Source organism: Sulfobacillus sp. hq2, from assembly GCF_002903155.1.
In the GTDB taxonomy this organism is placed as follows: Bacteria; Bacillota; Sulfobacillia; order Sulfobacillales; family Sulfobacillaceae; genus Sulfobacillus; species Sulfobacillus thermotolerans.
The window spans coordinates 189913-204169 of sequence record NZ_NWUL01000047.1 but is presented as its reverse complement, the minus strand read 5'-3'; the positions used below and the strand labels follow the sequence as shown (position 1 = coordinate 204169).

At 52.8% G+C, this 14257-nt stretch carries 10 protein-coding genes; 7 read left to right on the top strand and 3 right to left on the bottom strand.

Annotation, left to right across the window (positions count from 1 at the left end; translation table 11 throughout):
* Window positions 1-215 precede the first annotated feature (215 nt).
* Both CO251_RS14440 and CO251_RS14435 read right to left on the bottom strand, forming a co-directional pair.
* On the bottom strand, window positions 216-803 hold the full coding sequence (locus CO251_RS14440) for a GNAT family N-acetyltransferase (protein ID WP_103376514.1): 588 nt from the start codon (window positions 801-803) through the stop codon (window positions 216-218).
* A gap of 74 nt (window positions 804-877) precedes the next feature.
* The gene (locus CO251_RS14435; RefSeq protein WP_103376513.1) at window positions 878-2248 is read right to left on the bottom strand and encodes a cytosine permease; all 1371 of its coding nucleotides are present in this window, start codon (window positions 2246-2248) and stop codon (window positions 878-880) included.
* Between the two features lie 262 nt (window positions 2249-2510).
* Between CO251_RS14435 and CO251_RS14430 the strand changes: the two genes are divergently transcribed.
* The 5 genes from CO251_RS14430 to hutI are packed head-to-tail and all read left to right on the top strand — an operon-like array spanning window position 2511 to window position 9016.
* Entirely contained in the window at window positions 2511-3371 is an 861-nt protein-coding gene (locus CO251_RS14430; RefSeq protein ID WP_173677116.1) for a MurR/RpiR family transcriptional regulator, read from the top strand.
* A gap of 18 nt (window positions 3372-3389) precedes the next feature.
* Window positions 3390-4631: a Zn-dependent hydrolase gene (locus CO251_RS14425; protein ID WP_103376512.1), complete on the top strand. Its 1242-nt coding sequence runs from the start codon at window positions 3390-3392 to the stop codon at window positions 4629-4631.
* Entirely contained in the window at window positions 4628-5968 is a 1341-nt protein-coding gene (locus CO251_RS14420) for an amidohydrolase family protein (RefSeq protein ID WP_242968628.1), read from the top strand. Before CO251_RS14425 ends, CO251_RS14420 begins: the two co-directional genes overlap by 4 nt.
* A gap of 36 nt (window positions 5969-6004) precedes the next feature.
* Window positions 6005-7708, top strand: coding sequence for a urocanate hydratase (gene hutU / locus CO251_RS14415; protein WP_103376511.1), 1704 nt, complete (start codon window positions 6005-6007; stop codon window positions 7706-7708).
* A 51-nt stretch (window positions 7709-7759) separates the two neighbouring features.
* Entirely contained in the window at window positions 7760-9016 is a 1257-nt protein-coding gene (gene hutI / locus CO251_RS14410) for an imidazolonepropionase (RefSeq protein ID WP_103376510.1), read from the top strand.
* A 172-nt stretch (window positions 9017-9188) separates the two neighbouring features.
* Here hutI and CO251_RS14405 read toward each other — a convergent pair whose 3' ends face one another.
* Window positions 9189-10922 carry a peptide ABC transporter substrate-binding protein gene (locus CO251_RS14405; RefSeq protein ID WP_158246367.1) on the bottom strand — a complete coding sequence of 578 codons (1734 nt, stop codon included), beginning with the start codon at window positions 10920-10922 and terminating at the stop codon, window positions 9189-9191.
* Window positions 10923-11410: 488 nt separating this feature from the next.
* Here CO251_RS14405 and CO251_RS14400 point away from each other — a divergent pair, with 488 nt between their 5' ends.
* Entirely contained in the window at window positions 11411-12514 is a 1104-nt protein-coding gene (locus tag CO251_RS14400; protein WP_103376508.1) for a histidinol-phosphate transaminase, read from the top strand.
* Between the two features lie 15 nt (window positions 12515-12529).
* Complete coding sequence (locus CO251_RS14395) at window positions 12530-14113, top strand: APC family permease (protein ID WP_103376507.1); 1584 nt, start codon at window positions 12530-12532, stop codon at window positions 14111-14113.
* Window positions 14114-14257: the final 144 nt, after the last annotated feature.

Below are 14257 nucleotides of genomic sequence, written 5' to 3'. Positions count from 1 at the left end.
AAGAATCTAGGAGAGTGGGCGTGATAGGCGAAAACTAAGTCGGCTATCACGCCCACTGCGCGCTTAGGCTTCTAGCGAATGACCCAGAATGATCTTCTGACAACCTCAAGGGCGAGGGTGTCGGCAAGGACATTTTTGCTCGCTCTTTGGTGCGGTGATAGCCCAGCCAGAGCAGAAATACCTGTATTGGTTAAGGCAACACGTGATTAATGTGATTAATAAGGATAGCCCCAGGTACCGTTGGGTAACCGCAACATGACATAGATGAGTGTGTCTCGCAAAAGACCTTGGGGATCCCGCGTATTTTGATGAAGCACAGCTTCGCGATGAAATCCAGCCTGTTCGGCCACGTGTTGACTACGGTGGTTGCGGGGATCACAACGAATTTCAAGCCGCTTAGCATCTAAATGGTGAGCCGCCCAGTCTACAATGCCTTGAACAGCTTCAGTCATCAGCCCTTGGCCCACTGCGGAGGTGCGAAGCCAATAACCGATCTCGAAACATCCGGCCTCCCAATTGAGATTATGCAGACCGCTGCTGCCAACAAACTGGCCTGACGATTTGAGAAAAAGATGCAGGCGTAAGTTCTTGCGGAGTAAAAATTCAGCAGAGGCCTGGCGGACATTGCTTTCTGAGTCGGATACCGACGGTAGCGTGTGGGCCCACGGCATCCACTGCCTGAGCTCCTCATAGGATTCGACGATGGCCTCATTGACCATGAGACCGTCCCCGGATAATGGACTTCGAATGAGGAGGCGTTCCGTTTCAAAAGCGTTGGGAAAGTCTATGAGAAGCGGATTCATAAGGACTCCTTTTTACTCCCAATTATCTCTAATATTAAGGACGCCCTCAAGACTTTTCAGTGCCTCGCACAATGTTACAAGGGTTTGCTCATTGCAGATGGGATGGCAATCCGTTCGCGTTTCATCAACACAAAATATAGGGTGCTGGCGACAATGAGTCCCACAATCCATGAAATGTCAGCGCCTCCCATTGCCTTGGCGATGGGGCCTTCGTAGAGGGTTGTGTTGATAAAGGGAATTTCGATGACCGTCGTAAGGACGAACGTGAATAAGGAACGCCTATTAAATTTGGGATATTGGCCACCCGCGTGCAAGATGGAGGGAATATCATACTGCCCGTGGCGGACCCAATAGAAGTCGGTCAGGTTAATGGCGGTCCAGGGAATGAGTACATAGAGAATTAAAAGCAAAAAGTTACTGTAGTTGTTGAGGAAATTTCCCTGTCCCCAAATGGCAAGGGCTGTTCCGACGATGCCGGCTGCGAGGATGATGCTAATGCGAGATAGTGCACCAAAGCGCCATGGTTTAATGGCGTGGAGAGTTGTCGTGGTAGACATAAAAGCGCCATAGAGGTTCAGCACATTCACCCCAATGATCCCCAGGACAATGACGGGAAAAACGATAGCAGAGAGCGATCCTCCGACTCTGTCTGCAACGAAGGCCACCGTATTGGCGTTAAAGGCTTTTGCCGCAAAACTCATCATGACGGCTCCGATAGACATCATCCAGACGGTGCCAATCACCGATCCCCAATAGGTATAGCCAAAACATTGTCGGATAGACGTGTCTTGCGGCAAGTACCGTGAATAATCAGCCACATATGGTGCATAGGTAATCTGCCACGTCGTCGAGATGGAAATGGCTAGCAGAAATGTGCTCCATGTGAAGTGTCCGGCGGTTGGGGCGTGAACGGGATAGATTGTCCATAACCGAATGGTCAAGAGGACGAAAACTATTGCAAAGAGGTATCCGGCCCATTTTTCATACTGATGAATCAGGTCGTAGCCAACAATGGCGAGAACAATATTGATGAGACTGACGAGAATAATCGCTAGATCTATGGGCATCCCAAGCCATGCGGCCAGCGCCTGCCCCCCTAAGACCGCGCTCGTTGCGAAGTAGCCCAGGTACATCACAATAACCAAGAGCAGTGGCAAGATGGCCCCATACAATCCAAATTGGGCGCGGCTTTGGATCATTTGAGGAATGCCCAATTTCGGGCCTTGCGCAGAATGGTACGCCATAAAGACGGCACCGGCTGCATTGCCTATGAGAATGGCTAGAATTGCACTCGTTAGATTTAATCCTAAAACAATACCCAGTGCGCCGGTAACGATGGTGGTAATCTGCATGTTTGCGGTGAACCAAATAAAGAAGAGGTTGCTGACTTTTCCGTGTCGCTCTGTCGGTGGAATATAATCAATCGAATGGGTTTCCACTTTCATCTCGTTGTCACGTCCTTTGTGGATACTGGTGTTCGGAATGAAAGAGATGTTACTTTAATGAGGCGATACATAAATGAATCCATACATCATATTATCAATAGAAGTCGGAAATGCAAGTTAATTATCTGGAATTTAGAATAAATAACAAAAAACATTTAGGATTAATGGCGTCTGTTATCGACGTCGTCTTGGAAGGTGCTATAATGTGGATGATTGATTAGTTTCATGAAGTCCAAACAATATGAATGGAGTTAAACGTTATATGGAGATCGCGAGCACCATTGAGTCTTTTGCTGAGCGTATCCGGCGCATTGCGGATGATTCGCCTGCCAACCAGCAAATTGCGGAATATCTCGATGATCACCTACGAGATGTGTCCTTTATGAGTTCTGCCGAATTGGCTAAACAGACGGGCGTCAGCCAGGCATCCATTACCCGCTTTTGCACCGCGATGGGGTTTGCAGGGTATGGTGATTTTGTGCACGCGCTGCAAAATGTGGTGCGAGAGGAGTGGAAAGCACCAGAGCGCACAATTTACCTGCGTCCTAGCCTTCCTGAAGATGCCGATCCCCTGTTGGTGCAGGAGATTACTAATCTCGAGAATTTGCCTGAAATTCTTGAGAGTGAATCGATGGCAAGGTTGGTCGATCTCGTGGCGCGAGCCGAACGGGTCGTGCTGGCGGGTGCACGTATTTCTAGCACTCTTATTCCTTATGCCGCCTACTGTTTAGCCAAAGTGAGAAACGGCATTGAAGTGGCGACGCCGGGTTCGGTCCTATGGGATAATTTCACCCCGCAACCAGGCACGGTTATTGTGGGATGGGTGTTCCCGCGCTATCCCCAGACATTGCTAGACTGGTTGCAACAGGCGCTGCACAGTGGGGTGCCAGTGGCTGTGTTGACCGACCGTTGGATGTCGCCAGCCATGGCCTGGGCCGATCCAGCGCTCGTCGTACCGGTTTCCAATGCGTCTCTCTTTGACTCGTATGTCGCGCCAATGTTTTTAGTCAATTACCTAACGCGCCAAGTGGCACAAAGGGTTCCTGCGGTGCGTGAGCGCTTGGAGCAGCTTGAAGAGCGCGATCAGCGTTTAGGGGTGTACTGGACGCGCCCGCATCACTGAGCACAAGGAGATGGATGGATGTCCGCGATTTCTTCACAACGCTTGTTATCGCGTATAGAGCAATTGCGCGTGATTGGCCAAGATCCTCAAGGCGGTATTACCCGCCCGTTTGGTAGTGCAGCGGAGATTGATGCCCGCCAGTGGTTTGTGTCAGAAGCTCAGCAGGCGGGGCTAAGCCTGCACGTTGATGCGGCGGGCAATATATGGGCGCGTTACCCCGGCAAGCGCTCTGGGGTGTTGGCCGTGGGATCGCATTTGGATACCGTGCCTCACGGGGGTGCCTATGACGGTGCGCTTGGGGTACTGATGGCGCTTGAAGCGATTCAGAGCTTAAAGGAGTCCGGATATGCCCCCGAACATACGTTGGCCGTTTTAGTGTTTACCGGCGAAGAACCCAATGCATTTCGGTTGTCTACCTTGGGGAGCCGCCTTTTAACCGGGGTTTTGTCGTGGGAAGATATTGTCTCGGTCACGGATGATGAGCGTCGGCCTGTCATGAAGGCCCTTGAGGCCGCAGGGGCCAGTCCTGATGCTCACGATTTGTCACTGGACGATGTCCGGGGCTTTGTAGAACCGCATATCGAACAAGGGCCACGCCTGCAAGACAGCGGGGAAGTTCTGGGCGTAGTCTCCACGATTACGGGGATTATTCGGCACGCCGTGACGTTAGTGGGCGAGCAAAATCATGCCGGGACGACACCTTGGGCGCTCAGACACGACAGCGTGCAAGCGTTTGCGCAGGTTATGATGATTTTTCAGCAGTGGTTGGCCCGCTATACGGGCCGAGTCACGGGCACCGTGGGATTTGTGGACGTTTATCCAAACGCGGTGAATATTGTGCCCTCTCGGGTCGAATTTATCGTGGAATGGCGATCGCCCGACATGGACCTTTTGCAACAGGTCGCTCAAGGGTATTGGGAGGCGGTGGAAGCATGGACCCGTAGCCACCAGATTACGGCGAATCGTCATGTGATATTGAACCAGCCGCCTAGTCCCATGGATCAAAGCATGCAAACCTTATTGGCTGAAACCATTGCCCACCGTGGGATGGCGGCCCCGGTTATGGCGAGCTGGGCGGGCCATGACGCGGCGCATATGGCCCGCCGTGTGCCAACGGGGATGCTCTTTATCCGCAACAATGGGAAAAGCCACTGTCCCGATGAAGCGTGTGAGGATGATGATATTCTCACGGCCCAGCAGGTGCTCACCGACTTTCTCGTGCAGTGGGATGAAACGCTGGCTAAGGAGGGAATCCGGTGATAGACGCTTTCGTGGCTTATTATCCGGAGTGGGTATGGCATCAAGGGGCCTTTGCGCAGGCCTTTGGCGTCGTGGTCAGTCCCCAAGATGGCCGCATTGTCGCGGTTGGCCCCAAAGAAAAAATTTTAACCCAATATCCGGATGCGGTGTCTTATCATTGGCCGCACTTGGCTATGGTGCCGGGCACCGTGAATACGCATACGCATTCCTTTCAACATTTATTGCGCGGTTTAGCCGTGGATGAACCCTTCTTAGTCTGGCGTGATCAAGCGCTGTACCGGGTCACGCCGCACTTAGACGCGCAAGCGATTTACTGGGGCGCTAAGCTGGCCTTTAGCGAAATGCTGCGGCATGGGATTACGACCGTCGCAGACTTTTTTTACGTCCATTCCCACGGCCTTGAAAATGATGAGGCCGTGATTCAGGCTGCAGTTGACGTGGGTATTCGGCTGGTCTTAGCCCGGACGTTTTATGACTGGGAGGGAGCACCTGCCGCTTACCGGGAGACGCCAGAAGAAGCTACACGCCGCACGCGGGCGCTGGCGGTCAAATATCAAGGGCATCCGATGGTGTCGATTCATCCAGCGCCGCACAGTGTGCACGGGGCATCGGACGAGATGATTCAGGCCGGGGTAGCCCTGGCGCGTGAGATGGATACGCCTTGGCATATTCATGTCGCCGAAGAGCCTTTCGAGGTCGAAGAGTGTCAAGCGCGCACGCGCCTTACGCCGGTCGCGCATTTGCAGCAAATGGGCGCGCTGGACGACCGCATGATTGCGATTCACTTAACATGGGCCAATGCTGACGATATTGCCCTATTGGGCGAAGCCAAGGCTCACCTTGCCTATTGCCCATCTAGCAATATGTTTTTAGCAGACGGAGTGACGCCGGTTGGAGCGCTACGAACGGCCGGGGTGACAGCGGGCCTAGGTACGGATGGGGGATGTAGCAATAACCGTGCGAGCATTTTTGAAGAAATGCGGATGGCCGCTTTGCTACAAAAAGTCCACACCTTGGATGCCACCGCGTTGGACGCGTCCTCCGTATGGGCGATGGGTACCACAGCTGGGGCGCAGATGCTTCAGGTGAACGCCGGAGACATCGCGGTAGGCCGTTTGGCTGATTTCGTGGCGGTGGACTTAACGCATGTCTCGTTGTTACCGTGGTCGCCCCAAACGCTGTTAGCCAATATTGTGTATGCCATGAGTCCAGAAGCTATTCGGCATGTCGTGGTGGGCGGACGGGCGGTGGTTACAGACGGCGAGCTTGTCACAGTAGATGCCAACGAGTTGTTTCAGCAGGTCCAAAATGTGAGCACGCGCTGGAGCGGGCAATAAAAGGGTTTGGACACATATCAAAGGAGGTCTTTGTCAATGCAGGATTTTACGCGTCACAGCGAAATTCAAGCCCCCACTGGCCCCGAACTTCACTGTAAAGGATGGGGTCAAGAAGGTGCATTGCGGATGCTCATGAACAACTTGGATGCGCGAGTTGGGGAAAATCCGGCACAGCGCATTGTGTACGGCGGACGCGGGCGGGCGGCCCGGTCATGGCCCGCTTATGACAAGATTGTGGAAAGCTTGCTGACCATGGACAATGATGAAACGCTCCTCATCCAATCGGGAAAGCCGGTCGGCGTCTTTAAGACGCAGCCGGGAGCGCCGCGTGTGCTGATTGCCAATGCTAATCTTGTGGGGAAGTGGGCGACCCTGGAGGAATTTGACCGGCTGGAACAAATGGGTTTAACCATGTTCGGTCAAATGACCGCAGGATCGTGGATTTACATCGGGAGTCAAGGTGTGATTCAAGGAACGTTTGAAACCCTAGCGGCTTTAGCGACCAAGCATTTTGACGGTACACTGCGCGGACGCCTCTATGTTTCGGCGGGGTTAGGGGGCATGGGGGGCGCTCAGCCTCTGTCTGTGAAAATGCTTGATGGGGTGGCGTTATTGGCCGAAGTGGATGCACGCCGCATTCAAAAGCGTTTGGATTCAGGGTATTTGGATGTTGGGTTGGAGAGTATCCCCGAAGCCGTGAACATCGCGTTACAGGCCAAGGCGGAAGGACGCGCACTCTCTATTGGGGTGCATTGCCACGCCAATGAATTATTGCAATACCTTGTGGCGGAACGGATTACGCCGGATGTCTTGTCGGATCAAACTGCGGCCCATGATCCGTTGGTCGGGTATATTCCCGATGAATTGACTGTGGAGGAAGCCACGATTCTGCGTGCTGAAGACCCGAGCCAATACCTGCAGAAAGCCCGGCAGTCTATTGCCCACCACGTCGAAAATATGTTGGTGCTGCAGCGTGCAGGGGCCCAAACTTTTGATTATGGCAATAACATTCGGCGTGAAGCGTTTGATCAGGGCGTAACCGACGCCTTTGAAATTTTAGGATACGTGCCGGCCTATTTGCGCGATTTATTCTGTGAAGGCAAAGGTCCATTCCGGTGGGCCGTATTGTCCGGCAGACCGGAAGAATTATACCAACTCGATCAACTCGCCCTCGATATGTTTGGGGATAATCCCCTTTTGCGGCGGTGGTTTACGTTGGCTCAGCAATATATTCAGTTCCAGGGTCTCCCGGCCCGGATTGCCTATATGGGTCTGGGCGAACGTGACGCATTTGCGGTGCGGGTCAACGAGTGGGTGGCTCAGGGTAAATTGTCGGCACCCGTCGTCTTCGGACGTGATCACCATGACACGGGTTCGGTGGCCTCGCCATACCGGGAAACCGAAAAAATGGCAGACGGTTCGGATGCGATTGCGGACTGGCCGATTCTCAATGCCTTGCTTAATACGGCAGCGGGCGCGCACTGGGTGTCCTTCCATCATGGCGGAGGCACCGGCATCGGCTATTCCTTGCACGCGGGCGCCGTGGTGGTGGCGGATGGGAGTGATGACAGTGCGGGACGCTTGTCGCGGGTCTTTTTCAATGATCCGGGCATCGGCGTCATTCGTCATGCCGATGCAGGCTATTCTTTAGCGGAAAAAACCATGCTGGCGCACAGTGCGCGCATGCGAGCGCCTTTTGTGGGTCCGGCATCCAACATCCCCTCGGATACTCGCGCGTAGAATCCCCTAGCGCGAGGCGAATGCTAAACACAACGGAAAGCGAGCGATGTCATGCGTCAGCTCATTATTCATGGCACGATTTTTCCGGTGAAGACCTCTAGAGCACCCCGGCGAGGCCAAGCACTTCCGGCAGAACCGCCGATCCGAGATGGTGCTTTAATGATAGAGGACGATATCATCCAGGCGGTGGGACCTACCAAGGACATTGTGGCGCAATATCCCGGAGTGCATGCCGTGTGGGATGCTAAGGGACGTGCGGTCATTCCAGGATTTGTAGATTGCCATACCCATCTCCCTTTTGCTGCATGGCGGGCCGATGAATACCGCCTGCGGCTTGCCGGCAAGCGCTATGAAGAGATTGCCCATGCGCGGGGCGGGATTGTTCGCTCAAGTCGACAATTGCGGCAAACGTCAGATGACCAGGTCACTAGCTTTGTTCGGGCGCTGGCTGGTGAGATGCTGACGACAGGAACGACCACCATGGAAATGAAAAGTGGCTATGGCCTGAGCGTGCGCGACGAGTTGCGGCAGCTGCGCCTCATTCAGACGCTGCGCAAGCAAGTCAAGCAACGGATTGTTTCCACCGGACTTTTTCTGCATGCGCCGCCGCCCGAGACGTCACGATCCTTATGGATTGATCAAGTGATGCACGAGCTTTGGCCGGCGGCTTACGATGAGGGGCTACTGGACGCTGTCGATGCCTTTGTCGAAGAGGGCGCTTTTACTGCTAGTGAAGCGCAGCCATTGCTCGTAGAGGCCGCGCAGCGTCAGCTGCTAACCAGACTGCATGCGGACCAATTGAGCCGCATGGGAGGAACCAAGATGGGACTCGACCTAGCGGTGCGTGGTCTCGATCATCTTGACTACTTGGCTGCTGAGGATTTGGAGCGATTAGCCTCATCCGGTACGGTGGCGGTACTGTTGCCAGCGGCAACATATAGTATGAAGCAAACGGTGCGCCCGCCAGCGCGCGAAATAATTGACGCTGGCGGAGCGGTGGCGATTGCCACCGATTTCAATCCCGGGACTGCGCCCATCTCGAGCATCCCGTTGACGATGTCGCTAGCGGTTCATCTCTTTGATCTCACACCCGAAGAAGCGCTGTCTGCGGTGACGATTAACGCCGCTTATGTCTTGGGATTGGATCAACAAATCGGCTCACTGGAAGTCGGGAAACAAGCTGATGTACTAATCTTGGATACCGATGAACTGGCGATGATTCCATACCGCGCGGGTCACAATCCTGTGGCGCGGGTCATGGTGCGAGGGCAGTGGGTGGTCGGCGAGAAGGGATTGGGTGGGGTATAACGGGATTGATTACCGCGGTACCGCCGGATACGGACATTGGCTATGGGCATTGCTTTCTTTAGGGGCATCCGAGGATTCTTTGGGATTTTTAGAGATCGAAAAAAGAGACAGCACACCTCTAAACGTGCTGTCTCTTGATGAGAACCGTGTTGTGTCAAAGCTGATCCCATGCTTAGGAAGGGGATATCCACCAATATTGGGGCGAGATGGCGTTGGTAAAATTATTCGCGGATTCCTTGACGCCATGAACATTCTGCGCGACTTCTCCTAGATCTTCCGGCATGGGCATCCACAAATTAGGCAATTGCTTGGCCGCAAACACTTGATAGGCATCAAGAGCTTGCTGAGCCGCTTGTGGGGACGGTTGGGGCTGGTGTGTGGCGGCGATGAGCTTATTCATTTCTGAATTGCTATAGCCGTAGAAATTGTATCCGCCACCTGATTCATACATCCCGCCACCGGTAGGATAACTGCCGCCATAACTCCAGTTGAGCCCGGTTTGTATTTCCCATTTACTGGGTTGGGCGTGATATTGCAGCATTTGTACAAACTCGACGGGTGTCAGAGAGACTTTAATCCCTTCTTTGGCCCAATCTTGCTGCATCAGCTGAGCCATGTCTAGTGTAGTGTTGCTCCCTGCAGCAAATTGCATGTTGAAAACGAGCTTTTGACCTTGCTGATTGGTCATCACGCCGTTGACTAAATGCCATCCATTTTTCTCTAGCAAGGCTTTGCCGGCATTAATGTTGAAGGGGTAAATGGGCTGCGTGAGTTGGGGGGCCAGGAATGTCGGGGGATGAAGGGGGACAGGACCAGTTCCCAACACGCCCATGCCATGATAGAGCGTGTTGATAATTGCGGGTTGGTCAATGCCCATTTGCAACGCTTGGCGCACCGGCAGTTGGCGCAAAATGCTCCCGACTTGGGGGCTGCGGAAATTTAACGGATTGCGCGCAATGGAATACGTATAGGCTGTATAGAGTTTGTCTTGGGGCAATTGCTGACGAATGGAATACATGGATAACGGCAAGTAGCCGACTTGGATGGTTCCCGTTTTTAGTCCGTTGACTTCAGACGTTTCCGACGTCTCATACGCCAAAATCAATTTGTTGATATACGGTTTGTGACCATCATAGTGAATATTGGGCACAAAGGTCCAGGAATTGTTTTGCACGGCATTGACAATGCGAAAGGGGCCATCGACGACATGAAAAAAAGAGACATTATCAGCGTTATTGGCTAAGTACGTCAATTCTTGGTTGACGTTGTTAGGATATTGGTTCCGCGATTGCGCTGGTAAGGGTAACAAATCCGCAAGTCCGTTATATTCAAACCAAATTTGGTTGACGGGCTGTGTGAGCGTGACTTGAAACGCATGGGAATTTAAAATCGTGACACTGCGAATGAGCGTGGGGATGCCGCCAGACCCTGCTCCAGAATATGGCCATGGGGCCGGCGCATTCGGAGAAGACGCGGCTTTAATTAAGTGCCACGTAAACAAGACGTCTTGCGCCGTCACGGGAGTCCCGTCGGACCAATGCCACTTCTTATTCATGGTTATGGTATAAACGGTGCCCGTCTTGTTCCAATGAATGCTGCTAGCGATGCTACGCGCATAGTCAATGGTGCCATTGGATGCGATATGGAAGAGTCCTTTGTACATCAGTGATGCCGCCCAAGCATCGTAGAGGCTGTTGTCAGCGTTGGGACGCAGTGGATTGTACCAATTGATTGAAATGAGAGGGCCCAACGCGTCGACAATGGTGCCGCCTTTCGTGATATGCCCGGCCTTACTCACAGCCGCAGGTGGCGAGGTCGCGTTGGTGCCGCACGCCGCAAGTCCTGCCGACAACAACGCGCTGGTGGTGATGACTCCGAAGGTTTTCGAGATCTTTCTCATTGTCATAGGAATGCGCCTCCGCTCTGGTCGCAAAGTTTGATACTCAGATGCTGTTCTTGTCCACATCATACGGACGGGCGTATACTGCCGCGTTTATTTTTACGGAGTCAAAAAATTATAAAGGTACCTATCCTTGCATGGTTCCGAGCAAGGAGTAATGAAGAGCATAGAGGAAGGGCCCGGGTGAATTCCTGTGCATTTAACACAATAAATTTATCATATTTTCTTCCGATATGTTGAGAATAGTGCGGCAATCAATGCCTAAACAAGAGCAAAGCATGCGAATGATAGATCGAGGATTTCCATTTCTCTAAAGACGCGAGCGCTTTCTGCAAATATCTAACATAGAAAGCATAATAATGTTAGATATCTGAGTAAATTGTGTAATAGATTACAAGAAAAATAGAAGACAATTCGGTAATATAACAGAAAAATCCACAAAAAGAGAGGGAGAAAGTCGGCGGTATAGCGACTACAGAAGGGAGCAAAAGCTGATGCGGTGGAATGTGATGCCGGAAGGATCTTTAGATCGTGGGGCCTTGCGTTTAACAGGAGAGTTTATTCGTCTTCACGCTAATGAATCGCCTTTTTTATTGCCTGACGTGGTGCGGGCCGCCGTCGTGGAGGAACTGACATGGCGAGGCCAATATTATCCTGACCCGAGTGGTTCGTCTTTAAAACGCGTGTTGGCTGAACGGTTGGGCCTTGCTCCGGATCAGATTGTCTTGGGATCTGGGTCGGGTGATATTATTGAACATCTGATTCGAGGATTGACCCAAGTGCCTAACGAGATGATTATTCCTGAGCCCTCGTTTCCTTTATATGAAGCCATCGCACGAACACAGTCAGCCGTGGTTCGCCACGTTCCTCTTCGCAGTGATGGGTGCCTAGACTTATTCGGGACCTTACAAGCTGTTAATGGGCGAACATCCCTTATCATCCTTTGCAATCCCAATAATCCCACAGGAGGATACCTCCCTTTATCCGAAATTGCAGCGTTTTTGGACGAGGTCCCCTCAGAGGTGGCGGTATTGTTGGACGAAGCCTATTGGGAAATGACCGATGCCTATGCCAAAGGACAGCCTGGGGCTGAAACGCTATTAGCACGCTATGACAACCTCTTAATTTCCCGTACCTTTTCTAAGTACTATGGGATGGCGGGTATGCGCTTAGGGTATCTCTTGGCTGCGAATGCGGCCGTGGCGCAGGCGGTGCAGCGCCGCATGAGTCGGGCTATGCCCAACCGCTTAGCCTTAAAAGGCGCAGAAGCGGCACTGTCTTCGGCGGCAGAGGCGGCATACCGGGAATATGGAGCCATCATCCGCCGCGAGCGGGAGTTGATGGTACGGGAAATGACCGCGTGGAACCTTTCGGTCTACCCCACTCAGACCAATTTTATTAGTGTGGCATGGCAGGATCACAGCCATGCTATGGATAGTGCCCATATTGCGATACGCTCCGGTCAGACAATGGGCTTACCGGGTTTTTCCCGCATTACGATTGGCACCCCGGAACAGAATGACCAGGTCTTACGCGTGATTAAAAACAGTTTGGTGACCACAAATCTTTATGCACCGTCGACCATTGATGCCAGATAGAGAGGATGGACAACCATGGCAGAAAATCGTGCATTGGGACAAGATGTTGGTCGATTGCAACCGCCCCAGCAGCTCGCTAAAGATCTGGGATGGTTAGCCGTCATTGGATTAGGCATTACAAGTGAGGTGGGGGCTGGGATCTTTTATTTGACCGCCCAGGTGCAAGCCGAGGTTCCTGGCATTGGTCCTCATGTTCCGTTGGCCTTAATTGTGGACGCTTTACTCGCCACCGTTTTGGCCTTGACCTATTGGTTCTTTTCTCACTCTATTGCGGGTGCTGGCGGAGAATATCTTTTTGTCTCGCGTAGTCTGGGGCCGCAAGCCGGGTTCATTGTCCATGTCGTCTCATGGTTTGGCGCAACCGCCAGTATGGGGTTTTTGGCTTATACCGCGCCGTCTTTTTTGTCCGCTGCCCTGATGCCTATTGCTTCTGGTCTGGGGACATGGCTGGCCACACCCATGGGCACGGTCGTTGCGGGGTTGATAATGATATGGGGAGCGTGGGCGATTCATGCCCGAGGCGTCAAGCATGTCGGAACATTAGTGAAGGTGGCGACGGCGGTTATCGCGGTGGCGGCTAGTACGGTCATTGTTGTCGGGTTTTCTCATGGGCCCAGCACCTTAGCGCAGAAGCTGGCTGAACACGACCATCTGTCCTTCGCCTTTTTAAATGCACACGCGGGTTCTTCACCGCATTGGGCAGCATTTTTGGAGGCCTTGCCCATATTGTATTTCGCTTATGCAGGTTTGCGCAGCACGACATATGCGGGCGGCGAGGTGCGTCAAGCACGCAAAGTGGTGAGTGGCAGTGTCCTGGTGGTGCTGGGCTTGGTTGCGATATTGTACGTCACATTTGCCTTGGCGCTCTATCATATGGCGCCTTGGTCGGTTATCGCGGGCCTTATCGCGACGGGCCACAAGTCATTGGCGAATGCTTCTGCACTAACGGGATTGTTTTTACCCGCGTGGGCAGCTATTCTCTTAAGTTTCGCCGTTGCGGCCATTGTGTTTAAGACAATCTTGCCCGGAATGATGGGCCAATCGCGGATGTTGTTGGCCTTTGCCGAAGACGGACTCGTGCCGCAAGGTCTTAAGCATTTATCCTCGAAGAAAACGCCGGTACGGGCCTTAACTGTTGGGGCGGCACTGGCTAGCGTGGTCTTAATCCAAACCGGGTTGACCGGGACGCCTTTTGGAGTGGCCGCAAGTGTGTTAGCAGGTGCTATCGTACACGCTGCTTTGGGACTCGGGCTTATTATGATGCCGCGCATGGCACCAGGTTTATTTGCCGCCAATCAGAGCTGGCTTGCTGGGCGACCGGGTCTGCGAGTCGCCTTAGGGACACTGATGATCCTGATTGGCGGTGGTATGGGGGTTCTTGTTGTGATTCCTGAAATAGCCAATCCATGGTATGACAATCCACTATTTGAAGTCGCCTTGTTCGCGGTAATTGGGATCGCCTTATACCGAAACTATTGGCAAAACGTTCAGCGGACCCAATCTGAACAGCCCACCGCAGTAAATTCTTTCCCGCACCACAAGAGCTTGAAGCTGTCCAACAAGATGCCTAGGTGTGACACAGCAGAGACCAGGAATTAAAGACATCCGCAGAAGCGGGATAGACACGTCTGTTTAACAATACCTTCAATGCGTTGCCAGCTAAAGTCTTGTGTGACTTCGTCAAGTAGAGGGCAAAACGCTCTTCTTAAATGAGGACCGTTTTGCCGTGCCATTCCCAGAGAA